The sequence below is a fragment of the Bacteroides pyogenes genome (assembly GCF_014196225.1).
Lineage (GTDB): Bacteria > Bacteroidota > Bacteroidia > Bacteroidales > Bacteroidaceae > Bacteroides > Bacteroides pyogenes_A.
The window spans coordinates 43,702-69,499 of record NZ_JACIDI010000018.1 but is presented as its reverse complement, the minus strand read 5'-3'; the positions used below and the strand labels follow the sequence as shown (position 1 = coordinate 69,499).

19 protein-coding genes and 1 pseudogene are annotated in these 25,798 nt (G+C 42.7%); 15 read left to right on the top strand and 5 right to left on the bottom strand.

Translation table 11 applies throughout. The features are described 5' to 3' along the window. The first annotated feature begins 324 nt into the window (after positions 1–324). The 7 genes from GGR07_RS11410 (at position 325) to GGR07_RS11380 (ending at position 12,796) form a co-directional block, all read left to right on the top strand. Positions 325–3,630, top strand: a complete 3,306-nt coding sequence (locus tag GGR07_RS11410) for a SusC/RagA family TonB-linked outer membrane protein (protein ID WP_034542997.1) — start codon at positions 325–327, stop codon at positions 3,628–3,630. A gap of 28 nt (positions 3,631–3,658) precedes the next feature. Next, positions 3,659–5,299 carry a SusD/RagB family nutrient-binding outer membrane lipoprotein gene (locus GGR07_RS11405; RefSeq protein WP_021646153.1) on the top strand — a complete coding sequence of 547 codons (1,641 nt, stop codon included), beginning with the start codon at positions 3,659–3,661 and terminating at the stop codon, positions 5,297–5,299. 34 nt (positions 5,300–5,333) lie between these two features. Next, positions 5,334–6,443 carry an endo-beta-N-acetylglucosaminidase family protein gene (locus GGR07_RS11400; protein ID WP_021646152.1) on the top strand — a complete coding sequence of 370 codons (1,110 nt, stop codon included), beginning with the start codon at positions 5,334–5,336 and terminating at the stop codon, positions 6,441–6,443. Positions 6,444–6,449: 6 nt separating this feature from the next. Beyond that, positions 6,450–7,631, top strand: coding sequence for a BT_3987 domain-containing protein (locus GGR07_RS11395; protein WP_021646151.1), 1,182 nt, complete (start codon positions 6,450–6,452; stop codon positions 7,629–7,631). Positions 7,632–8,181: 550 nt separating this feature from the next. After that, positions 8,182–9,474: an MFS transporter gene (locus GGR07_RS11390; protein WP_021646150.1), complete on the top strand. Its 1,293-nt coding sequence runs from the start codon at positions 8,182–8,184 to the stop codon at positions 9,472–9,474. Between the two features lie 74 nt (positions 9,475–9,548). Further along, positions 9,549–10,517: a glycoside hydrolase family 130 protein gene (locus GGR07_RS11385; RefSeq protein WP_034542998.1), complete on the top strand. Its 969-nt coding sequence runs from the start codon at positions 9,549–9,551 to the stop codon at positions 10,515–10,517. A gap of 5 nt (positions 10,518–10,522) precedes the next feature. Next, a complete protein-coding gene (locus GGR07_RS11380; RefSeq protein WP_021646148.1) occupies positions 10,523–12,796 on the top strand; it encodes a GH92 family glycosyl hydrolase in 2,274 nt (757 codons plus the stop codon). Between the two features lie 551 nt (positions 12,797–13,347). Here the strand turns inward: GGR07_RS11380 and drt3b are convergent. The 5 genes from drt3b to GGR07_RS11355 all read right to left on the bottom strand — a co-directional run bounded on the left by drt3b (position 13,348) and on the right by GGR07_RS11355 (position 21,265). After that, entirely contained in the window at positions 13,348–15,546 is a 2,199-nt protein-coding gene (gene drt3b, locus GGR07_RS11375; protein ID WP_221213966.1) for an antiviral reverse transcriptase Drt3b, read from the bottom strand. Further along, entirely contained in the window at positions 15,543–17,006 is a 1,464-nt protein-coding gene (drt3a, locus tag GGR07_RS11370) for an antiviral reverse transcriptase Drt3a (RefSeq protein WP_034543000.1), read from the bottom strand. The genes drt3b and drt3a overlap by 4 nt, the downstream gene beginning before the upstream one ends. Positions 17,007–17,181: 175 nt before the next feature. After that, positions 17,182–18,438, bottom strand: coding sequence for a MobV family relaxase (mobV, locus tag GGR07_RS11365; RefSeq protein WP_122056562.1), 1,257 nt, complete (start codon positions 18,436–18,438; stop codon positions 17,182–17,184). 330 nt (positions 18,439–18,768) lie between these two features. Next, positions 18,769–19,710, bottom strand: a complete 942-nt coding sequence (locus GGR07_RS11360; protein ID WP_034543001.1) for a toprim domain-containing protein — start codon at positions 19,708–19,710, stop codon at positions 18,769–18,771. A gap of 364 nt (positions 19,711–20,074) precedes the next feature. Next, positions 20,075–21,265: a VapE domain-containing protein gene (locus GGR07_RS11355; protein WP_122056563.1), complete on the bottom strand. Its 1,191-nt coding sequence runs from the start codon at positions 21,263–21,265 to the stop codon at positions 20,075–20,077. Between the two features lie 580 nt (positions 21,266–21,845). Between GGR07_RS11355 and GGR07_RS11350 the strand changes: the two genes are divergently transcribed. The 8 genes and pseudogenes from GGR07_RS11350 (at position 21,846) to GGR07_RS11315 (ending at position 25,797) form a co-directional block, all read left to right on the top strand. Further along, positions 21,846–22,124 (top strand): helix-turn-helix domain-containing protein, encoded by a 279-nt coding sequence (locus GGR07_RS11350; RefSeq protein WP_039422245.1) that lies wholly within the window; start codon positions 21,846–21,848, stop codon positions 22,122–22,124. Positions 22,125–22,126: 2 nt separating this feature from the next. Further along, positions 22,127–22,414: a helix-turn-helix domain-containing protein gene (locus GGR07_RS11345; RefSeq protein ID WP_034543026.1), complete on the top strand. Its 288-nt coding sequence runs from the start codon at positions 22,127–22,129 to the stop codon at positions 22,412–22,414. A 135-nt stretch (positions 22,415–22,549) separates the two neighbouring features. After that, positions 22,550–23,143, top strand: coding sequence for a type 1 glutamine amidotransferase family protein (locus GGR07_RS11340; protein WP_034543004.1), 594 nt, complete (start codon positions 22,550–22,552; stop codon positions 23,141–23,143). 13 nt (positions 23,144–23,156) lie between these two features. Continuing rightward, positions 23,157–23,882, top strand: coding sequence for a class I SAM-dependent methyltransferase (locus GGR07_RS11335; RefSeq protein WP_034543005.1), 726 nt, complete (start codon positions 23,157–23,159; stop codon positions 23,880–23,882). Between the two features lie 10 nt (positions 23,883–23,892). Then, positions 23,893–24,243, top strand: a pseudogene (locus GGR07_RS14100) (VOC family protein); the annotation flags it as partial. A gap of 18 nt (positions 24,244–24,261) precedes the next feature. Beyond that, complete coding sequence (locus GGR07_RS14095; protein WP_122056703.1) at positions 24,262–24,780, top strand: DUF2867 domain-containing protein; 519 nt, start codon at positions 24,262–24,264, stop codon at positions 24,778–24,780. Further along, the gene (locus tag GGR07_RS11320) at positions 24,737–25,180 is read left to right on the top strand and encodes a GNAT family N-acetyltransferase (protein WP_027326196.1); all 444 of its coding nucleotides are present in this window, start codon (positions 24,737–24,739) and stop codon (positions 25,178–25,180) included. The genes GGR07_RS14095 and GGR07_RS11320 overlap by 44 nt, the downstream gene beginning before the upstream one ends. Before the next feature lie 2 nt (positions 25,181–25,182). Beyond that, the gene (locus tag GGR07_RS11315) at positions 25,183–25,797 is read left to right on the top strand and encodes a DNA alkylation repair protein (protein WP_034543028.1); all 615 of its coding nucleotides are present in this window, start codon (positions 25,183–25,185) and stop codon (positions 25,795–25,797) included. Position 25,798 lies beyond the last annotated feature (1 nt).

Here is a 25,798-nt window from a genome sequence, read left to right as displayed (position 1 = left end):
AAAGCCCGCCGCCTTTTTTTCAAAGCCCGCCGCCTTTTTTTCAAAGCCCGCCGCCTTTTTTTCAAAGCCCGCCGCCTTTTTTTCAAAGCCCGCCGTCTTTTTTTCTCGCTTCTTTTGAAAAAAAACGTTTTTTATTTAGTAAGGTAGTAAACTCAACTGTACTACTATCAAATAACCTGATTTTAAAGTATAATCTTTTAAATAATACATGTATGAAAAATAACAGTACTTAAAAAAGCACTTCTCTGCTATAATCCGCAATGAAACAGCGGATTTCCGATTGATCCCAATCTATTTATAAATACTAAATTAAAAACGAATTAAATGAAAGACATCATGAAACACAAGTTTTCCTACTTGTTACTTTTCCTTTTGTTGTTTTCGACTTTTACCTCGGCCTATGGGCAGGAGCGTCTGATCACTCTTGATAAGAAGAATGCCCCGTTGAGCGTTGTGCTGAAAGAAATCGAAAAACAAACATCCATGTCGGTGGTATACAATACGAACGACATTAACATAAACCGCAGTGTATCTATAAAAGTATCCGGCCAGTCACTTAATCAAGTCATGAGTCAACTTCTCAGAGGCACTGGCGTAAGTCATTCAATAGTAGACAAACACATTGTTTTGTCTGCTCAAAAATCGCAAGAGCAACAGCAGCAAAAAAAGACCCCGATTGCATTGAGCGGCAATGTGACGGATGGTACCGGCGAGCCGTTGATCGGTGTAAGTGTTTTCGTAAAAGGAACTTCCAACGGCACGGTAACCGATATGGACGGAAACTTTAAACTCAACGCTTCTAAAGGCGATATCGTAGAAGTTTCCTATATCGGTTATGCTTCTCAGACAATCACCGTAAGCAATGCTCAGCCTCTGAAAATTGTGATGGCGGAAGATTCGAAAGCTTTGGATGAAGTAGTAGTTACCGCATTGGGTATCAAACGTTCGGAGAAAGCGTTGAGCTACAATGTTCAGAAAGTGGATAATGAAGCATTGACAGCAGTGAAAGACGCAAACTTCATGAATAGCCTGAATGGTAAGGTTGCCGGTGTGAATATTCAGCGTAGTGCTTCCGGAGTCGGTGGCGGTACACGTGTGGTTATGCGTGGAAATAAATCGATCAGCGGCGATAATAATGTATTATATGTTGTAGACGGTATACCTATCGGTAATCAAGCCAATAGAAGCGGCGATGGTACGGGATTCGGCGGAGCTACTTCCGGTGAGGGGATCGCCAATTTTAATCCTGACGATATTGAAAGTTTGTCCGTTTTGACAGGACCTTCAGCAGCAGCTCTTTATGGTGCAAGTGCAGCCAACGGTGTTATTTTGATTAATACGAAAAAGGGAGCGGCAGGAAAAGTTCAAGTTAATGTTTCATCTTCTGTAGAGTTCGCGAATCCTTTCGTTCTGCCTAAATTCCAAAACAGATACGGTAACTATGAAGGCGACTATACATCATGGGGAGATAAATTGGAAATGGCGAGTTCTTACGAACCGAAGAATTTTTTCCAAACAGGAACTCTGTTTAACAACTCATTTAACCTGTCTACGGGTACAGAGAAAAATCAAACTTATTTCTCTGCTTCAGCAGTGAATTCCGATGGAATGGTCATAAATAATAAATATCATCGCTATAATGTGATGCTTCGTAATACGGCGAAAATGCTGAATGACAAGTTAACACTCGATCTTTCGGCAAGCTATGTACGTGAGTTTTACAATAACATGGTTTCTTATGGCACTTACTTCAATCCCATTGTCGGGGCGTATCTATATCCTCGTGGAATGAATTTTGAGCAAGAAAAGTATTTTGAGCGTATCAATGAGGAGAAAGGTTATAATGTGCAACAATGGGGAGCCGGTGATTTGGGTATGGACATACAGAATCCTTATTGGATTGCTTACAGAAACGTTCGTCCCGAAGTAAAAGACCGGTATATGATGTATGCTTCATTAAAATATCAGATTCGTGATTATTTGGATGTTTCGGGACGTTTGCGCTTAGACAATACGTATACTGAAAAAGAAGACAAACGTTATGCTTCTACTTTCAGTACGTTTGCTGCAGAAAACGGAAGATATATTTATTCAAACGAAAGCTTTAAGCAAAAATATGCGGATATTATGGCTAACTTTAATAAACAATTGGCCGAAAATTATCATTTGCAAGCGAATGCCGGTATTTCTTTCGAAGAATATGATACAAAAGGAAGAGGATATGGCGGCGATCTTTTACTCACTCCGAATAAGTTTATCTTTGATAATGTAAATCCTCAAAAATCAGCAGCTACTCAATCCGGAGGAGATAGCCGTAAACGTAATTTTGCCATGTTTGCTTCTGCTGAACTTGCATGGAAATCCGCACTTTATCTTACATTGACCGGACGTGGCGATAAGCCTTCTCAGTTGGTTAATACAGATAATGAATGGGTATTTTATCCTTCGGTAGGTGTTTCGGCCTTGATTACCGAATTACTCCCTGAGAGCACGCGCCATTCAATCAGCCCGGTTTTGGGATATCTTAAGCTGAGAGGTTCGTTTACCAAAGTAGGTTCTCCTATTCCGTTTACAGGACTTACTCCAAATACTGTTACTCACAAATTAACAGGTGGAACTATCGAGTCGTTCGAATACTATCCATTGGGTAGCTTTAAGCCTGAGGAGACTCGTTCATTCGAATTGGGTATCGACTCCAGATGGTTGAACAATACGATAACCTTAGGAGTTACTCTTTATCATTCAAATACGCGTAATCAGTTGCTGAAAGCTGATATGCCTGAAGGTTCCGGATATAAATATATGTTTGTCCAAGCCGGAAATGTTCAGAATCGCGGTATAGAAATAACTTTAGGTTATGATCAAACTTTTGGCGGATTTAATTATAATACTTCGTTTACAGCTACTGCCAATAGAAACAAGATCAAAAAACTTGCTTCAAATGTGAAAAATCCGGTCACTGGCGAAGTGAAAGATTTGAAAGATATCAAAATAGGACGCTTCCGTTTGCGCGAAGGCGGTGAAATGGGAGATATTTATGCCGATGAATGGATCAAAAGAGATCAGGATAACTATGTGGTATATACGCCCGGACAGTCGATAGCTACGGAAACTACTACACCTTACAAGTTGGGAAGTGTTAATCCGAAATGGAACTTAGGTTGGAGAAACGGATTCAATTATAAAGGTGTTAGTTTGAATCTTTTGTTCAATGCCCGTATCGGTGGAGTGGGAATCTCCAAAACACAGGCAGCATTAGATAAATATGGTGTATCGGAGGCGTCGGCTGATGCCCGGGATTTGGGATATATCAGCATGGGCAATATAAAAGTGCAGCCTAAAGACTTTTATAATACAGTTTATAATCTTGATTCTTACTATGTTTATTCTGCTACGAATGTTCGTTTGCAGGAAGCTACTTTAGGATACACCTTCCCTAATAAATGGTTTAAAGGCGTGATAAGAAACTTGAATTTGTCTGTATATGGCACTAACTTGTGGATGATTTATAACAAGGCTCCTTTCGATCCCGAGTTGACGGCATCTACCGGTACTTTCGGACAAGGATATGATTACTTCATGTTGCCGAGCCAACGTACTTTTGGCTTTAGCTTGAAGTTTGGTTTCTAATCTTTTTAAAATACTAAATTTTTGTGATATGAAAATAAAGAAATACATATACCCGCTATTGGCGCTTTTGATGTTATCGGCCTGCGATTATGAAGAAGTTAACAAAAGCACTACAGGGGTAACGGATGATGATTTGAAAGCCGGAGGACTGTTGTATGGAGCTCGCTTTTTGGAAATGCAACAACTTGTTATACCGATAGGTTCTCCTTCTAAAACGACAGGCCCGGGTAACGATTTGCAAAATACAGACCTCATATCTTCCGGGAATTATATCGGTTATTTCGGTAATAATAATAACTGGAATTTCAGTCTCGAATCTAATTGGAATTTTCCGGCACATCGTATGGGATATGCTTTTGAAAACTTTTATTCCAACATGTTCCGTCCGTGGAGTGAAATTCATTTGAAACTGAAAAGCTCTGATGACCCTAAAGATAGAGAAGTGGCAGCTGTTATCGATATTGTAAAAATATTGGGATGGCTACGTGCTACGGATGTTTTTGGTCCTATCGTTTATACGAAAGCAGGGTTGGGAGAAACTTCGCCAATACCGGATAGTCAAGAGGTGATTTATAAACACATGCTTGCCGATTTGGCAAAAGATGCGGAGGTACTGAATAAAGCAATTTCTAAAGTAATGCCGAGATATGATCTCATTTATGACGGGGATGTTTCCAAATGGACGAAATTAGCCAATTCACTCATGTTGCGCATGGCTGTCAGGATGCATTTTAAAGATAAAACATTGGCTACCGAGTATATCAGTAAAGCTTTGGATCCGGCTAATGGAGGAGTGATTGAATCGCAGGGGGATGAAGCCAAAATCGGTGATTCTGCGAAAATGCCTTTATTAAATTCAATGATTGCTTCTATCGATTATAAGGAAACCCGGCTTGGGGCTACTATTTGGTCTTATATGGACGGTTTTAATGACCCGCGTTTATCTGTGCTTTTCACTAAAGGTCAATGGAGGAATAAGGAAGGCTTTTTTCCGGTTGCTCCTACTAATTCGGAACCGAAAAGAACAGGTCCAAATAGCGCGGAATTTGCTTCTGTTCCCAAAGTGACTCCTGCTTCTCCTCTTTATTGGTTCAGGGCCTCCGAAACATATTTCTTAAAAGCGGAAGCGGCTCTTTATAAGCTGACTGCAGGAAGTGCATCCGAGTTCTACGAAAAAGGAGTACGAATGTCATTTGATGAAAATAAAGTAGGCAATGCTGATGCGTATTTGACACAAGAAGATGTCAAACCTACTGCGTTGAGGTGGGATAATTATTATTACGGTATTAATGCTTGGTACACATGTGATATTTCTGATGGAAATATAACTCCCAAGTGGAATGATGCAGATACAGATGAGAAAAAACTACAGCGTATCATTACACAGAAATATTTGGCGCTTTATCCTAATGCTGTAGAAGCTTGGACAGAATATCGTCGTACCGGATATCCTTATTTGATGAAGCCTATGGATGGAGGAGCTTATGCCAGAATCGGAGCTACTCTTGAAGACGGTCTGAAGACTCCCGAGCGGTTTAAATATTCGCCTAAGTTTTACAGCGATGATGTGACTCAAGGTTTGGTTACAGGCTTATTGGGCGGTGAAGACCAAGGTGCTACCAGACTATGGTGGGTACGTGACGATCGTCCCAAACAGCCAAACAATTAATCAAAGTATTAAATTGATATTAAATTAAAGTCTTATGAAATTAAAAAGATATTTGTATTTAAGTTTGATTGCGGGGCTTATTTCCAGTTGTTCCGAGTGGACTGACATAGAGAAAGAAACCTATGAGAACCAAGAAGGATTTGAGCGTTATATACCGTTGATCGATGCCCAAAGCGAGGAGGATCTTACTCCTACAATGAGAGAGTATTACGCAAAGATTAGAGAATATCGTAAAACTCCGCACGTGAAAGGATTCGGTTGGTTTGGAAACTGGACAGGAAAAGGTGACAATGCTCAGAATTACCTGAAGATGCTTCCCGATAGTGTCGATTTTGTATCCATGTGGGGAACACGAGGTAATCTTTCGAAAGAACAAAAAGCCGACCTTAAGTTTTTCCAAGAAGTGAAAGGCGGAAAGGCATTGTTGTGCTGGATTGTACAAGATATTGGTAGTGCAATTACCCCTGCAGGGAAGGATATGAGTGAATATTGGGTGAATGAGAAGGGCGGCGGCGATGAAGTAAAAGCTTCTATTGCATACGCTGAAGCGATTTGCGATACGATTGAAAAGTATAATTTCGATGGATTCGACATCGACTACGAACCGGGATATGGTCATAGCGGTACTTTGGCAGATTATCAGGAAATCAGCCCGACAGGAAATAAAAAAATGCAGGCTTTTATTGAGACTCTATATAAGCGTTTGAATCCTGCGGGTAGAATGTTGGTGATGGATGGACAGCCTGAAAAATTGTCTAAAGAAACATCGAAAATGATCGATCATTATATTTATCAAGCTTATTGGGAATCCCGCACAAGTTCTGTTATTGCTAAAATTACCAATCCTCATTTGCTTGATTGGGAGCGTAAAACCATTATTACTGTGGAATTTGAACAAACATGGAGAACCGGTGGTATATCGTATTATCAAAGCAGTGTACATCCGGAATTTAATGGTAAGCCGGGAGCGCAAATCTTTGATTATGCTACATTAGATCTTCCCAGCGGATTAAGAATTGGCGGTATTGGAACTTATCATATGGAGTATGATTTTAAAAACGATCCTCCGTATAAATGGTTGAGAACTGCATTATATTTGGGTAATCAAGTATATCCCGGCAAGTTTAACGTTGATAAAAAATAACAGCATATGAACAAGAAAATATTTTTGGGATTAGCAGCAGGCCTTATGCTATTTGCTGCTTGTCAGAATGAATTATATAAGAATCCTTTAGAAGACTTTAAAGCTCCTCAAGGCATTTATGTGACTAATAAAGGAACTGTGCAAATCTTTGTGGAAGAAGGCCAGAGCACGGCTGTAAAGGAACTGAAAGTAGCTCTTGCACAAAAAAACGGCGAGGGGATTAAAGTTCGTATAGAAGCGGGAGACGAAGCACAGCTTGAAGCATACAACAAAAAGAACAATACGGAATACCTGATGCTACCGAAGAAAATGTACAATTTATCCACGGATATGGTATTTGAACCCGGTGTAACTTTGCAGGCTATTCCATTAGTATTAAAAGATGTGGAATTTCCTCTTGCCGGAGATTATGCGTTACCGATAAAAATTAAAGAAGGGTCGACTACCATCATCGATGGGGAAGATGAAGTTCTTCTTGTGCTGGAGAAGCGCATTCGAACAAAATCACTTCGTATGAAGGGTTACGGAAGCGAGAAGGCTGACATGTTCCCGAATGATTTCAAAGTAGATCAATGGACAATGGAGGTTATGGTCAATCGTGCATCCTATAATGCCAATAACCGTTCTATTTGCGGAACGAAACTGGTTCAGAATGCCGGTCCGCACGATGAAATTTATACTCGTTTCGGCGATGTGACTATCGATCCCAACCAACTTCAGATCAAGACAGGGTCATCTCAAATCGATGTAGAGAAAAGTAAGTTTGCAGCCAAACCGGATACATGGTATATGCTTGCTTTCGTTTATGACGGACATAAGAATATGGTGTATGTAAATGGCGAACTGGTGGCGGAACGTGAGATAAGAACGGGGCCTTACGGTTTGATTGGTTTTTGGATTGGTGGATCCAATGAGTTGGTTCGTGAGGTTCGTTTTTGGAAAACTGCCCGTACAGCGAAACAGTTAAAGGCTTATACTTGGAAGATGGTAGACCCAACAGACGATAATCTGCTACTTTACTATCCGGGCAACGGTAAGAAACGCGATGCGGCTACAGGAGAAATTGAGGATGATGAGACAATGATTTGGGACTGGAGCAAGAATGCCAAGCATTTATCTAAGCCGAGTGGTGCAACATTTGATGATAATGGAGGAAAATATTATACTTTCCCGATGGAGGAGAAATGATGTTGAATCGAAAATAAAGGACTCGATAAACATCTGAAACATCATAACCACCCCTGCTGCGCATGTCTGTAGCAGGGGTGATTTTGTATGGAAAGACTTGTTATCCTGTAAGGGGTAACCGATTGATATGGTATCTATATATTACCGATATGGTATTCATATATAGTCGGCGTGGTGGATATATATAGTCAACGTGGTAGAACTATATGGCTGATAGGGTGGATCTATATGGTCGGATCACAAGAGCTGCCGAAGCATATTTTTTTAAGACAAGTTATGCCGGATAGTCTCTGTTGCCGAAGAGCAAATAATAGTTTTATACGGACAAACAGCTGGCGGGTTCTGCTCCTAAGGTTGCGATTCTTTTTTTATTTCTATGCAAGCAACGAGAAAAAATTTATAAATACATTAGTAGTTACTCCCTTTAAATTGTATTATATATAGTAATCACGACGGCCGGACTTCAACATCCGCATAAGTTCACTCGTCTTTTGATTATATTGTATATAGTAATCACTAAAAAAGATCTTTTATCTATTACATTTGAATTATGCAACAGAACGAAAAAGCCTCTTGCCACAAGAAGATAAATCCCATTCGTTGGGTGCCTACCGTTTATTTTGCTATGGGGCTTCCCCTTATTTCCCTCAATCTGGTATCGGTGGTGATGTTTAAAGATTTGGGAATCGATAATAAATCCATTGCTTTCTGGACTTCGTGGCTGCTTCTTCCTTGGTCGTTGAAGCCGATTTTCAGTCTCGTGATGGAGACGTTCGGCACTAAAAAGAAGTACGTGGTATTCACCGAACTTATCAGTGCCGTATTGTTCGGGCTGATTGTGTTTGCTCTTCCTTTACCCGACTTTTTCTCCGTGACATTGGCCTTGATGGGAGCTATTGCGATCAGCGGCTCTACTCACGATATAGCCGGCGACGGCATATACCTTAGCGAACTCGATACGACCACTCAGAGCAGATACTCCGGTTGGCAGGGAGCGTTTTATAATTTAGCTAAGGTGCTGGCCAACGGGGGACTGGTCTTTCTTGCCGGATGGCTTATACGTTCGATGAATCTTACCATTACGCAATCGTGGCAAACGATTATGTTTATCTGTGCCGTTATTTTGTTTTTGGTGGGAATCTATCATTGGAGGGTGCTTCCTGCCGATGAAGCCAAAAAAACGGGAAGTTTCCAAGACAAGATTCAGGAGCTTTGGGAGGTGTTTATCAGCTTTTTCCGTAAGAAATATATCTGGATTTACCTGATGTTTATTTTCTTATACCGTTTTGCCGAGGGATTGGTGATGAAAATCGTGCCGTTGTTTCTGAAAGATGCGGTAGAGAAAGGAGGAATCGGACTGTCGAATGAGCAATACGGGCTGGTGTACGGAACGTTCGGAACGGTTGCTTTCATCATCGGCTCCATATCCGCCGGTTATTACGTGTCGCATTTCGGGTTGAAAAAGGTGCTGTTCTCTCTGGTCTGTATGTTTAATATTCCGTTTGCCGTTTATTTGCTGTTTGCCGTTTTTCAGCCGCAGCAGATCAGTGTCATCGCTTTAGGTATCGTTGGCGAATATTTCGGTTATGGATTCGGATTTGTGGGACTCACGCTCTTCATGATGCAGCAAATTGCACCGGGAAAATATCAGATGGCTCATTATGCGTTTGCCAACAGCCTGATGAATCTGGGTGTGATGTTGCCGGGAATGATAAGCGGTTATCTGAGCGATCTGGTGGGATATAAAACATTCTTTATCTATGTGATGGTAGCTACTATTCCCGCATTCTTGATCACATATTTCACTCCATTTACGTATGACGATTCCGGAAAACGGAAATAAATGCTATCTTAGCGACGAATTTTGTTTCTTATCGAAAGATTTACTAATTTATAACTTATAAAACTTCAATTACAATGAATGCTAACCAAATGCCTTGGGAAGAACGTCCCGCAGGATGTACGGACGTCATGTGGCGTTATTCGCAGAATCCGGTCATCGGACGCTATCATATTCCTTCTTCCAACAGTATCTTCAATAGTGCCGTCGTTCCTTTCGGAGACGGATTCGCAGGTGTATTCCGTTGCGACAACAAAGCGGTGCAGATGAATATTTTCGCCGGTTTCAGTAAAGACGGCATTCATTGGAACATCGACCATGAGCCTATCCGCTTCAAACCCGGAAATACGGATATGATCGAATCGGAATATAAGTACGATCCGCGCGTGACATGGATCGAAGACCGCTATTGGGTGACTTGGTGCAACGGCTATCATGGTCCCACGATCGGCATCGCCTATACGTTCGACTTTAAGGAGTTTTTCCAATGCGAGAATGCTTTCTTGCCGTTCAACCGCAACGGGGTGCTTTTCCCTCAGAAGATCGGCGGCAAATATGCCATGCTCAGTCGCCCGAGTGATAACGGACACACTCCGTTCGGCGACATATACATCAGTTTCAGTCCCGACATGAAGTATTGGGGCGAGCATCGTTGCGTGATGAAAGTGACTCCTTTCCCCGAAAGCGCATGGCAATGTACGAAAATCGGCGCCGGTTCGGTTCCCTTCCTCACAGACGAAGGCTGGTTGTTGTTCTATCACGGTGTGATCACTACCTGCAACGGTTTCCGTTATGCAATGGGAGCTGCCATACTCGACAAAGATCATCCCGAGAAAGTGCTTTACCGCACTCGCGAATATCTGCTCGGTCCGGCTGCTCCATACGAGCTTCAGGGCGATGTGCCCAATGTCGTGTTCCCATGCGCGGCTTTGCAGGACGGCGAACGCGTGGCGGTTTATTACGGCGCGGCGGATACGGTGGTCGGCATGGCCTTCGGTTATATCAAGGAAATCGTTGAATTCACGAAGCGTACAAGCATCATCTGATAAATATGAAACGTGTTTTATTAACTTGTTCATTGGTTTTCTCTCTTCTCCCCGTTCATGCGGGAGAAGGGAGGAACCTTTCTGCCGGCGACGGAAAGAAAGGGTTGCCCGTCGATTATGTTGATCCTTTTATCGGGACGACTAATTTCGGAACCACCAATCCCGGTGCTGTGTGTCCCAATGGAATGATGTCCGTGGTTCCTTTCAATGTCATGGGCTCTTCGGAGAATACGTACGATAAAGACGCCCGTTGGTGGTCTACTCCTTATGAATATACCAATTGTTTTTTTACGGGATATGCTCATGTGAATCTGAGCGGAGTCGGTTGTCCGGAATTAGGCTCTTTGTTGCTTATGCCTACTACCGGAGAACTGAATGTCGATTATAAAGAATACGGAAGTAAATATAAAGACGAGCGGGCCACTCCGGGATACTACTCCAATTATCTGACCAAATATAACGTAAAGACTGAGGTTTCGGCCACTCCGCGCAGCGGGATCGCTCGCTTCACATTCCCCAAAGGCAAGAGTAATATCCTGCTGAATCTGGGAGAAGGATTGACAAACGAAAGCGGAGCCATGTTGCGCCGGGTGAACGATTGCGAAATAGAAGGGATGAAGCTGTTGGGCACTTTCTGTTATAATCCGCAAGCGGTGTTTCCTATCTACTTCGTGATGCGGGTGAATAAAAAACCTCTCGCCACGGGCTATTGGAAGAAGCAGCGCCTGATGACAGGCGTGGAAGCGGAGTGGGACCCTGATAACGGCAAGTATAAACTTTATCCGCGTTACGGGAAAGAAATTGCCGGCGATGACATCGGCGCTTACTTTTCTTTTGATACGGAAGAAGGGGAGAAGGTAGAAGTCCGCATGGGTGTTTCGTTCGTCAGCATGGAGAATGCCCGGTTGAATCTGGATGTCGAACAAAAAGACAAGGACTTCGACCGGATATGTGCGGAAGCCCGCAGTGCATGGAACGATGATTTGTCGCGTATTTCCGTAGAAGGCGGGAGCGAGGCGCAGAAGACCGTATTCTACACGGCGCTTTACCACCTGCTCATTCATCCGAATATTTTGCAGGATGTCGACGGCCGGTACCCGGCAATGGAAAGCAATGAAATTCTGACAGCGAAAGGCAACCGATACACGGTGTATTCGCTTTGGGACACGTACCGGAACGTACATCAGCTGCTGACGTTGGTTTATCCCGAGCGGCAGATCGAAATGGTACGCACGATGCTCGACATGTATCGCGAGCATGGCTGGTTGCCTAAATGGGAACTTTACGGACGGGAGACGCTTACGATGGAGGGCGACCCGAGCATTCCGGTCATTGTGGATACATGGATGAAAGGATTGCGCGACTTTGACGTAGAACTGGCATACGAAGCCATGTATAAATCGGCCACTTCGCCGGGAGCGCAGAACTTGATGCGTCCCGACAACGACGATTATCTTTCGAAAGGGTACGTGCCGCTCCGAGCGCAATACGACAACTCGGTTTCGCATGCGTTGGAATACTACATAGCCGACTTTGCCCTCTCTCGCTTTGCCGGCGCTTTGGGCAAGAAGAAAGATGCCGAAATGTTTTACAAACGTTCTTTGGGCTACCGCCACTATTACAGCAAGGAGTTCGGAACGTTGCGTCCGCTTTTGCCCGACGGTACTTTCTATTCGCCTTTCGATCCCAAGCAAGGAGAAAACTTCGAGCCGAGTCCCGGATTCCACGAAGGAAACGCATGGAATTATACCTATTACGTTCCGCATGACGTGTACGGACTGGCTAAACTCATGGGAGGGAAGAGGACATTCGTCGACAAGTTGCAGATGATTTTTGACGAAGGTTTGTACGACCCCGCCAACGAACCCGATATTGCTTACCCTTACCTGTTCTCGTATTTCAAAGGAGAGGAGTGGCGTACGCAGAAAGAAACGCAACGCTTGCTGGATAAATATTTCACCACCAAGCCCGACGGAATTCCCGGCAACGACGATACGGGCACAATGTCGGCGTGGGCTGTTTTCAGCATGATGGGCTTCTATCCCGATTGTCCCGGATTGCCGGAATATACCCTCACCACTCCCGTTTTCGATAAGGTGGTGATTCGTCTCGATCCCAAGTGGTATCGGGAAAAAGAACTCGTGATTGAAACGAATCGTGCAAAGCAAGGCATGCTTTTCATCGATAAGATTCGCTTGAACGGCAAGCGTTTCGATAAATACCGCATCACTCACGACGAACTTGTACATGGCAGAAGATTGCTGCTGGATTTAAAATAGATCTCGTATGATTCTCTTTTTTTTAAAAACTTAATGTTGTTTTCTTAGGTATCTGTTGTTTTCGGATTTCACGGGGCTGACGGGAAGTTTACTTCCGGCAGCCCTTTGTTTTTTTGTTGGTGTGGTGTGAAAAGCGGATCAATATATAAGCATGGAGAGAGGTATGTATGCATACGTTAGTTTCCCACTGGGGAAACAAAAGTTTCCCCGACAGAAAAATATGATTTCGGGCTAAGTGCTTAATTTACAAAGCTCTGAGATAAGACGTAGGTCGTATAGGTAACGATTTAGAAATGAGCGAAGTGCACTGATACACAATGTTTTGAATAGCCAAAGAACGCTCACTATTTCACTTGCAAAGATAACCCTTTGCGAGCAGAAGTGAGCGTTTTTTTCTGTTTTTCTTTTGTAAGTGAAAAGAAAAAGGCAAGATTTCACACTCGGTACAATCCTAACCAACCATTTTGGAATACGTAACTTTCCGCGTCTTTTCGGCTAGCTTGAAGGTTATGTGTGTGAAAGTGTAGTTGGACCAACAGCTGTTAAAAAAGTTACGAATATACCTCCTGTGAAATCTTTGCCTGTAATTCCTTATTCAAATTAAACATTGTCCAGCGAGTGAATATGTACTTTTGTTTTTTAGCAAAGCGCAATATCATCCGTTGATCTTCGGGTTCAGTAATTCCCATTAATTTAAGAAGACTAATCTTGTATTCTTCATCCACAAACGGGCAAGTCATCATATCTGCTGTGAGAATTGTAAGCTCCGAATTGCGTTTACGCTCAGACTCCGCAACAAGCCGATACTTCTTCAGAATCTCCTTTTTTAATAATTCCTTCTGTCTATCGTAACATTGGTGATTAGCATAATAATACATCAATATAATGCATGCGAATAGGTTATACTGCAACTCGCTTTTTTTAATGAATGAATCAATAACAATTGGAGCGAATAGATATGCCGTGCCTAGCTCTTTCGCCAATATTAACAGATAGAGACTCTCATGAAGAGTGTATCGATGTGAATCAGTTGTAGACAAAACTAAGGCTATTTCATCCTGTATTTTCTTAAAGATAATATCCTTACTTATCGTTTGGAATCTAACCTCTGGATTAGATTTGAAATCACCATGCCGTTTTGCATAGATAACGATGGTATTCATTATCTTCTGCAATTTCAATGTGGTGTTTACCTGCCTGTTGCTATTGAACACGAAGAACGCCACATCAATCAGAGATACAAGATAACTTGTAAGCTTCCTTTGTACTCCTTGTGCCAGAAGTTCAACCTCATCCTTATTGGTATCCTCTTTAGACATCAAGCGTTCATACTTCTTGAACCCCATTTCATATCGATTGAGAAAAGCGTCAAGGCGTTGACTCATTTTCTCAAGCAGATAGTTTGCTATATCGCGATATTCAATTCCACCTTCCCTTACTATTGCCTTTATTCGAGTATTTACACTATTTGCAGGCAGGTATATATTGAATTTTCTGTATAGTATTTCCTTGTCTTTATCAGAACCTACATCTTCAGCGTCCTCCTCTTTCTCTGCGCCCAAATTTGATTCTACTTCTTCCCAAAGTGGAGTTGAGAATATATCGCTGAACAAATCATCGATTCGATGTTTGGCTATTGTAATTTTTGTTATGAAAGGTCTTTCAAACTCTTCTGTTTTGGACGGACTAATTTGTAACTTGAATTCCTTCAGCCATTTTATTAAGCTTTCCAAGAAGAGATTTCTATCCTTTTCATCATTATAGAAGAGAAAATAGTCATCAACATACCGATAACATTCATAGTCAGATTTATGACGGATACTTTCGTTTGGGTGCTTTTTGTTCAACAATTCTTGCTCAACCTTTTGATCTATATACTGAAGTATAATCTCCGCAAAGATTCTTGAGAATTCAGGACCTATAACAATACCATTTGTTTCACGAGCATTAACTGACTGCATTAGATTATCAAATGCATCACCAACCCATGAGCCATTATACCCAGGCAAAACCTTTACCTTGTCCGCACCTCCAGCAGTCGCCCAACTTATTGTGTGAGTGTAAATACTATCAAAACAACTTTGAAGGTCAAACTTAATAAGATGCTTGAATTTCTTTTCAGCTCGCTGATACCTATAGTCTTCGTAGAACTTGTATATATTCGAATACTTCTCGTAACTGAAATAGGTTTTCAAGTTCTCATATTCATTGAAGAACAATTCGACTTTGTCGCTTTCATGTCCTAACAACTTTCGATGAAGTCGATCTCTATAGTAAAAGTATTGTGCTATCTTGTGTGGTTTGCGAAGAGAGTATTTACTCTGATTGCAAAGATATAGTATAGAATACTTATACTGATTATAAAACTCTACTACTTGCCACTGGCTATATGGATGTATAATTGATAGCGTTCTGTTCTTATTCGGCTTGTGAGCTATGTTGAAATGATAAGGATAGAATAGAGCATTTAGTCGATGTTGAAGTGTCCCGATTCCTTTGCCCTTTTCATAACATCCGAATAGCAATGCAGCAAAAGCATTCGCATCCTTTTCATCCAAACGTTTAGATTGCTTCAAGATATTCCACGTGATATTATCAACCTTTTGTTTTTCACCAACCCATAAATACTTGGCAAGAAATCGATACAAATATCGGTTTGAAAATATTATAGGACACTCGTAGGGCAAAACATCGGAAAAGAGAACTCGCTCTTTGCTATAACTAAGCTTTATCTTCTTTCTCTTTCTCATACCCACGATTGTTTAATCATTTGTAGTCTGTTTTTCTTTACCTTATATCGCTTATGAGGCATTGCGAAGCCTTTAACAAAGGATACTTGCTTAAGCTGCTTCTTCAGAGTTGCTTCAATCTGTGGCTGTTTAGCAGGATCAATATACGCTTTACCTTTCAATGATATTTGTCCACAACTATGTTGAAGTTGCCTATCTAATCCCTCCAGGTCTTTTATATTGTCCAGCAATTGGTTTGAGTAAAATATACCCACCTTCACTCCTCGCTTGGCGTTATACAGATTGATATTGCATGTCAACACATGTAATGCATCAAACAGATAATGAGCTGCAACATCGTAAGATACTGTATTTAACAAAATATCAAATTTCTGAAAAGTCTTTATTATGCGATTTGATATCCTTTGCTTTTTATTTTTCGACAAAGAGAAAAAGCCTTGCTTATCCTTATTTTCTTTGACAGACTGTATGGTATATCCTAAAAGATCGAATTTTAGACTTGTTGTATCTTGGGAATCATAAGTATAGCATTTGTTCGTCCCATCTGTAGGCGTGTGAATTATCAAACCATTTTTAGCATACGCATCGGTTAGAGCTTTGACATAATCATCTAATGACCAGTGGTGCTCATCGTCTAAATCTGGATGTGCAACAATAATAATATCATCCACATATCTTGCCATGAAGACTATTCCTGGCAGTGTACGCTTAACCACCTCATCTATCTTGGACAAATAGAATTCAGATAGTAGCGAACTGATAGCACAACCTCGTGGAATACCAGTTTGAGGAGTCGGTACAAGTGGGCGCAGATTCTTGGCTTCAAACTCCTTTCGTATGAGTCCGCGCAAGAGCGATTTACTCTTTACGTCAAGCAGATTGTTTCCCTCCAAATACTCAAACAATTTATCATGCGGTATCGACTCGAAACAATGACGAACATCCGTTCGGATTATATAGAACCTGCTCTTATCCTCCCTCAACAACATCTTTAACTGAGAAAGTATCTCGTCGCGACTTGACATGGATATCTTAAACAGTTTCTTCACATTTCTGCAAAGGACTTGCATTGCAAAGAACTCTTCAGCTGTAGTACCAATAGAATAAACTGGCTTCTGCGGATCTTCTGACGCATCTGGAGTGAGGGTGAAACAAAAACTACTTGATAAAATATTTGAAGACACTTTACTAAGATGCTCTTGTAACAGGGCTTTCTGTTGCTGAGCATTCTCCTTCATCGATTGCTTCAAGTGGTCAATCTGGCTCGTTTCTTCCTCCGTACGCTCTGTCTTTTTCTTTCTCAATAGCTCATTGAGTTTCTTTCTCATCTCACGATACTCCTGAGCTGCAGCCAAATATTCAGATGAAAGATGCCTTTTCTGCATCTTTCCCTTCCTATTCACCGCATTGAACGCATCATTCAGCGAATCGTAGTTATATGAGAAATTATATTGAGACATCTCTTTGAGTTTATCTATTCATCCGTTGTTCAATTACTCTCTCCCCTTCGGTTTGAAGGTAGTTGTAGAAGATGGAAATTAAAGTTATCCAATTCTCTTCGCAAAGATACCCTTTTGCGAAGAGATATTGAGTGTGTTTTCGTCTTTTTTCTTGTCGGTGAAAGAAAAAAATCAATTATAGCCGTCGCGAGCGATTACGGTTGATTAGCTGTTTCCATTTTAGTTCGCACCAATCGGTAATGGGAAGCCCATTGATAGTGAGGAGCGGTCGTTTCTTCTCATCCTTGATGATACAGATTTCGCTGTCCTCTTCCGTAAACTCTCTCTTGTATAATCCCGAATAGGCTTTAGCCGTACCTCGCTGGGGCGTCTCCGTGCGATACATCTCTGCTATCCTGTCATCAGAGAAATTCATCTTTCGGAGCATCAGACGAATATTCAGCAGTTGATAGAAGCCATTGAAAAAACGTTTTATCCAATTCCGCTCTTCCTCGTAAATCTGCACGGTTTCTTTCAATTCGGCAATGGCTCTGTCCCTTCCCTTGACCGTGTCCTTCAAGAGAACGACTTCCTTTCGGATTTCATTCTTCTCCTTTTCCGAAAGATACTGTTGCCGTTCGGCTTCCTGTTCCAAGTCTGCAATACGCTTCTCTGCCTTGTCGAGTTCGGAGTTGCCAAAGAGGGAGTACAGCGTGCCTTTCATTCGGAGCTTGCCTGCCTGCTTCTCCAGCTCCTTTATCTTGGCTGTGAGTTCCGCCTTTTGAGCTTCCTTCTCTTTCGTGGATTTGAGAATTTCCTTGTAATACTCCATCGTGGTGCGGTGCTTGGCTACCGAGCCGTGTACGCCCCGTTCCAACCCGAACCGTTGCACTCGCTTGGCATAGTCCGTCTGATACTGCTCCAGCTTCTTGGGCGTAAGCACATCATCGGCACAAAGCCGTACCTTGTTCTTCTTCGTCTTGTACTTCCGCTTCCCATTCTCGGCTTCCTCTTTGGCTTTCCGTCTTTCGCCCGTGACAATCGGGACGACCGTGGCGTGAATATGGGGCGTTTCCTCGTCTGCGTGGAGTGTGGCAGCGACCACGTTGTCCGCCCCGAAAGTGGAGCGAAGCCAATCCATCGATTCATCACACCACTCGTACAGGCGTCCTTCCTGCTCTATACGAGCCATATCCTTTGGTGAGCTTGACAGAATAAAGCGCAGGGCTTTGACTTGGTTCTTCGCAACCTTTCGGTAGATACCTGCCGTGGCGATACGATGCTCTATCGCTTCGCTACGGTTGGTCACATTTGCAGGGAATTGCACCAATTCCCTGTTCAGGTGTGTGCGAGAAGGATCGACGTTACTCGGGGTATATGTCCGCGCTATATGAGCGGTATTTCCCGAGTCGTTGCTTCTCGCCTTGTCTATATGTAATACGGCGTAGCCCATTGTTTGAAGATTGATTTAGGGGTATCCAAAGGGGCAAAGTCCCTTGGCTCAGGAGGGTATTTTTAGCGATAACGGAGTGCAGCGTGAAGAAAATACCCTAATGAGCTATGGCATTTCTTGAAATGTCCGCTCCGCCCTGCTCGTACTTCTTTCTTGTTACGTTGCATTCTGTGAATGCCTGCACGCTTTGTTTCTAAGTTTGGCTCTGCAAACTTGCTGTTCTGAGGAACTGCCGTAGCTATCGAAACAAAGCCGTTTATTCGCATACATTTTATTTCCTGCATCTTTGAATACCTGATGATAGAATAATGTTGTTTGCTCTCTTTTGCCTTATCGTCTAAGTCCTCGTTTGCGAGGTGGTATCACCTGTTTTTGCCCTGTTCTTTGGGCAACGTGGTACTCATTGAGGTCTTTGTATCGGGAATAGTGTCGGCTCATATCCTCCACGTTGATACCTGCCGATTGTAAAGAATGTAGGGCTTGTCGTCCAGCTTGGTCGTTATCGAAGAAAGCTTGAACGGAATCGATACCTTTCTCGTGGAGATAGGCAATGGCTCGTGAAAGATTACTGACCGAGTTCAGTACAAGGCAGGGAGCGATTTCTTTTCCTTTCATCGTGAGAAGGGAAAGGAAATCCATAAAGCCCTCAAAGATGCAGTGAGGAGCATTGTTCGCTTCTCCTGCAATCAGAGAAATATCCTTTGGAGCTATCGTTCCCTTGAATGTCTTGTCGTCTCGGAGTTCATATCCTCCTGCACGATTGGCAAAGCCGATGGCAGAATACTCTCGTCCTCCTACTTCGTAGCGAATATGACGGAGATGAGGACTTGCCACGGCAAGGTCTATCCCGCGTACCTCTCGAAGATAGTTTTGCAGATACAGGGGCAACTCTTCGCTGATGAAGAGAATACGCCTTACATTACTTGGTCGCTGTTCACCTCTTATCTGCTCTGTGTGAGTTTCACGATGAAAGGAAGAGGAAGCGAGGGTTATCGCTTTTCCTTCGGCAAGATGTGCCATTGCTTTGTAGGCACTGCATCCTTGCATCCGCATCACAAGGTCGATGATGCCTCCGCCTTGGCTTGTCCCATAGTCGTGCCACAGGTTTTGCTGAAAGTCCACTTTCAGGCTGGCATTGGGGTCTTCTCGGTAGGGAGCGTGATAAAGGGCATAGCCGTTGTAACGCTTGGCAGGCTCGATGCCACAGGCGTGCAGGTAGTCGCCTATCGGTATTGCCTTGATGTATTGTAGGTCATAATATTCGTTATTCATTGCTGTTATTGTTGGATTTGGGTTATTCATTTGTTCATTATCTCATTGTTCGCTCTGTTTTCTCTTTTTGGAATTTCCCCCTTTTTATCTTACTACCCTTCTACATTCAGATAAGTAATTGACAGTGAAAGAGAAAAGCGTAACACTTCGTTCGGTTTTATCCTTCTACACCATCTTTCTACACCTCTTCCCATTCATTCTGCCGTAAAAGCGTAGAAAGATGGTAGTAAGCTGTGTCGCAAGATGGAGACCTCCTGCAACCCTTTCTCTTTCAATGTATTGTCCTTAGTTGTAGTAACGTAGTAAGGAGAATAGGAAAGAAAAGAGAAAGGAGTATTACAAAGAGGTTGGCAACAACAGGGTGCTATGGCGGTTGCTCGGGGTAAACCTTACGGACGGCATAGACATACACGGGATTGCCGTTTATCCTGCGACACTCCTTTGTATAGCCAGCCTTTCGTAAGGCTTCGCCCATCCGTTTGGGAGAGAGCTGCTGTCGGGTATAGCAGGAGAGGTAACCCACTATCTCCGAATTGGTCATATAGAAGCGTTTTGTTGCCGTCTCTGCCTCCGTGGGAAAGGTGAAATAGCGGAGCAACAGTTCCATCTCTGTCGTATAGACTTGGAAGGCTTCGCTGTTTCTATGCAATTCAATAATCTCTTCATCATTGAACCAATAGCGAAACCCTTCATTCAATAGGGTCTTGGCTTCGCTGTAAACGGCATCCATCGGAATGCTCTTGGCTCGGTCTATCTCTATCGCCAGCACCTCAAAAGGGAGGAAGCGTCTGCTCCCTGTCGGGTCGGTGAGGAAGTCGTTGCCATTGACCGAAGCCACGAAACTTGCCAAGTGGGGTCGCTCCTCGATATGCTTCTCGTAAGGCATACGGTACTTCACCTGCGGACAGGTGATAAGGTTCTTCAGTTCATTCTCGTCCCGTTTATTGAGGGCTTTGAGTTGGTCGTCAATATTGATGATAAGGTTTTGCCCGATAAGACTCAGCACGTCCTTCTCCTGTGGATATATCTTCCCCGTATAGCGGTAATCGGAGAGAGACGGAGGGCAGAGCAGGTCAAGGAACGTGGTTTTGAACTTGCCCTGCTCTCCTGTCAGCACAAGGCAGGTATGGTTACGACATTGCTTGTCGTCCATTGCGTTGGCGACCACTGCAACCAGCCACTTGGTGAGGTATTCTTTCCATTTCTCGGAGTTGGTTACGCTCACGCAGTCGGCAAGGGCGGTGATAGCTTCCGCATTTCCTTTCGTCAGTGGTAACACTTGGAAATAGGTTTGTACAGGATTAACACGTGGGGAGAAATCGCTTTCGATGATGCTGTACAGATTCTCGGGCGAGGTCTGTACATCGGCTTCCTTGTCCAATGCTCGTTTGAGGGTATTGATACGGTAGCGGTCTATGGCTGTGTAATCGCCCGTTCCTCGTGGACGGTACTCCGCTCGGTGTAACACGGTGTTGTATCGAAACTCATACCGAGCCGAAAGAAACTCTTCTATTTGGGCGTTCTTGGAGAGGTTGTCCTTCTCTTCTTTTTTCATTGTTCGTTTCTCTTTTGTTTGCTTGATTTTGAACTTTCATCCGAAAACGGATGCTGAAACCAAGTTAGAGAGCCGAACACAGAGACCCAAGGTTAGTGTGTCTGTTGCTTCGAGGTACAGAGAAATGCTCCGAGAAAGGATGGGATAAACAGGAAAAATTGGGACAAAAACGCTCAAAAGGAGAGAACAGCGAGGAGAACGGCTCGGAAACCAACTTCATCGGACTGCCAATGCCTGCATTCTTTTTCTTCGGACGAAAAAGGAGCGTCTGTTTTCATTGCTAAGAGAGCCACTTCATACCATTTCGACGCCAGAAGTATCCACTTAACAGGAATGGGGTAAACAGTATATGTCGGTTCGTTATTTTCGCATCGAAACAGGATTTTTCCTCTCGGAAGGAATTCGGGGGAACAGAGAGAAATGGCAAGGAATCCCTTCTGAAAACAGATAGGTTTTACTTATACATTTGCCTGCAAGTTCCTGCTATTCCCCTTGATTTCATCAGGTCTGGGAACAAGGATTTCGGCTGCATACATTTGCACCAAAAAGAGAAAATAACAACAATTAAAACGATATTGATATGAGATTTACAGCCATCGACTCCTCCGCTTGGGAGGAACTGAAAAAGAGCATCGAAGAGTTGGCTCTTTGCATGAGAGAACATTTCGGGACGAAGCCCGAAGTCCCTGACCTGTTGCACAACGGGGACGTGTGCCGAATACTCAACATCAGCAAGCGAACGCTCCAGCATTATCGGGATACTTCCGTATTGCCCTTCATTCAAATCGGGCATAAGTGCTATTACAAACGAGAGGATGTGGAAGCACTCCTCGAAAAGTCGAACCGAAAAATACAATGACTATGGAACACGAAATCGTAAACAAAGAAACGCCCGAAATGAAACAACTCATTTCGGGCATTCAAGAAGTAAGCAAGCGTATTCGGGAGATTGCCCAAACGCACCGTCCGCTGTTCGGGGGAGAAATCTATCTCACGGGGAGAGAGGTATGCGAACGCCTTTTCGTCAGTCCTCGCACCTTGCAAGACTATCGGGACAAGGGCATTATTCCCTACACCCAAATCGCAGGGAAAATACTCTATCGTCTCTCCGACATCAACAATCTACTGCAAGAGAACTATCGGAGATAAAACATTCGCAAGAAGTATTTTCTTGCAGTTTTCTTCGCCTTTCTAGTTATGAATGGGTAACTTTGCAGGAGTAATCTTCACGAAGGGGTTGAAAGAACTTGTGGCGAAGTTATCAAATTCAAAATACATTCATCAATGAAACAGAAAGTTTTATTTGTCTTGTTAAATGAATACACAGACTGGGAAGGGGCTTTTCTCTCCACGGCTCTTCATGTAGGTGTAATACCGGGTGGTGAAATAAAGTACGAAGTGCATACCCTTGCCCCGACATCGGACGCAGTCCGTTCCATAGGTGGTTTCAGGACATTGCCCGACTATTCTTTCGAAAGCATGCCGAAAGATTATGCAGCCTTGGTACTTATCGGTGGCAACCGATGGGATTCGTCCGAAGCGAAACTTGTCGCACCATTGGTGCAGGAGGCTTTGGATAAAGGTAAAATTATAGGGGCGATATGCAACGGTGCTTCTTTCTTGTGTTCACACGGTTTTCTGAACAATGTAAAACATACAGGCAACGGTCTCGACCAACTCAAGCACTGGGGCGGTACAGGTTACACTAACGCAGAAAACTATGTGGAAGCACAAGCTGTAAGTGATAAGAATATCGTTACGGCAAACGGTGTAGGACATTTGGAATTCACCCGTGAAATGCTCCTGTTGCTGAAAGCCAACAGTCCCGAACAGATAGATGCTTGGTACGATTTCTACAAAAACGGATTTGCGAGATAATAGATAATTGCGTATGGAAAAGAGTTGGGAAAAGAATTTATCCGTACATATCAGCAGAACGATTAGTCCTGACGGCAGAGACACGTTTGAGTCCACACAAGCATTGAGCGAACGGATGTTTGAGTTTGCAAGTGTCAAGAATGGAGATAGATTGTTGGATTTGGGGTGTGGCTGGGGAAAATCCCTGCAACCATTCGTTCCTCATTTTCTATCCGCTCTCGGAATAGATACGAGCCAAGAGAATATTGCACAGGCAAAGGATACTTATAAGCACTATGATAATGTTTCGTTTCAGTGTGGTAGCATTCAAAACTTGGAACTGTCGGCAGAAAGCGTGGATTTAATCATTTCCTCGCTCGTTCTGCATCAAGTGGAATGGAATGAGCAGGAAAGACTGTTTGAAGCCGTGAAGCAGGTGCTGAAAGCAGATGGCGAAATGATAATGGCAGATGAAATTATCTTGTTCAATCCGGACGCATCTCCCGAAAAGTTTAATGAAGTCTATCGCTATCTGTTGGAACATACCACCCCGAAAGAAGTGTATGAAAATCATATCAAACCATATCTGCAAGAGGGACATATCTATACTTGGCAGGACATGAAAGAGAATACGCCTCCTGAATATTGGTTCCACTCTATCGAAGATTTGAAAACGACATTGCAGAAAGTCCGTTTGAAACTTGTGGAGGTTCAAGAAATAACCCCGTTTTTCGGTCTGCTCAAAATCAAACATCAATAATATCAAAAGAATGAAACCGAGAAAGATATACGCCTGTTGGATTTATGTAAGTGATTTGCAAAAGTCAAAGCAATTTTATCAGGACATGGGCTTTGAGGTTAAGCTAACAGATGGAGATTGGATAGAGTTTGATTTAGGTGAAACTTCATTCGCTATCTTGAAAAGACCTGCACACAAAGGTGATGTAGTTGCAAGCAAAACAAGACTGATGTTTGAAACTGACGACATAGAACTTGTATATGAAGAATTAAAGAATAGAGGAGTAAAGACAATCGGAGAAATAAGAACAGAGCCTTACGGCAAGTTGCTGACCTTTGAAGACCCCGACGGGCATTGGTTGGAATTTTACCAAAGACTTCCTTGTGATGAATCAATTAAAATGGAACTGCTGACCGACAGCAATAGCCTTATCTCCAAGTACATTCCATATGATTATACTGATTCCTACGTGAAAACCGTTTCATGCCGGGAACCGATAACGGCAGAACAGGTTTTCGATATGGCATTTAACCGATCTTCGCATTGGGTAAAGATGTTGTACCGATTGAGAAATTGTTTGGTAAAACCACTGAAGCTTGATACCGACAGTGGCGTCCGCAATATGATATGCGAGAAGGAGACGAATGAGATGGTTTTCGGCAAAGCAGACAAACATCTCACTTTTCACGCATCTTTGCTATGCGGCAGATATTTCAACGGCAGGCAGGAACTTCGGATAACAACGGTGGTAAAGTATCACAATGCGTTAGGAAGAATCTATTTCTTCTTTATTCGTCCGTTCCATATCGTTATTGTAAAATCTCTGTTGAAGAAGATCGAAAAAAGCATTCTGACAATTCCAAATGAAATATACGATGAAAATAGAAAGAATTGCCAAAAACAAGAAACAATTTCTTGATTTATTGCTGTTAGCGGACGAACAGGAAAATATGATTGACAAGTATTTGTCGTGTGGAGACTTGTTTGCCTTATACGATGATGACTTGAAAAGCATTTGCGTTGTAATGCCTGTAAGCAGTGATACCTGTGAATTGAAGAACATAGCGACATACGAGCAATATCGGGGTAAAGGTTACGGTAGGAGATTGATAGATTATATTTCCGATTTCTACAAAAAAGACTATAAGGCAATGCTTGTCGGTACTGGTGAAGTTCCTGCAATCCTATCGTTTTATGAAAGCTGTGGTTTTAAAAAGTATCATCGAATAGAGAACTTTTTCACGAACAATTACGATCGTCCAATTTTTGAGGGAGATATACAACTCGTAGATATGATTTACCTTAGAAAGGATTTATGACAATAGGAATAGACAATATCTTGAACAAGATACAGCAAATTGAACATGGCTTTCAGCATATCCTTGATGGGGCTGACGAAATATTTTCTACACATTCAAAGGAACAATGTTTTGAACTTGCACTCACGTTGTTTGAACATGAAGCCTATCAAGCCCGAATGTTAGCAACAACTATATTGGGCAAATTGGCAACAGAAGATAATAACGCACTTTGTTTTCTGAAAGAGCGAATAAGCACCGATGAGAATTGGCGTGTGCAGGAAATGCTTGCAAAGGCGTTTGATGAGATTTGCAAACATAGAGGATATAAAGCGTCTTTGCCACTCATCAAAGAATGGATAACTAACGATAATCCCAATGTTATCCGTGCTGTAACCGAGGGATTGAGGATTTGGACAAGTCGCCCATACTTTAAGGATAATCCTTCGCTGGCTATTGCTCTAATCAGTAAGCACAAAGCACATGAGAGTGAGTATCTTCGGAAATCTGTTGGAAACGCTTTAAGGGATATAAGCAAGAAATATTCAGAATTGATACGGCAAGAAGTGGAGCAATGGGACTTGTCTAATCCTCGAATTATGTTTACCTACAAACTTGCAACTAAACTACTAAAGTAGA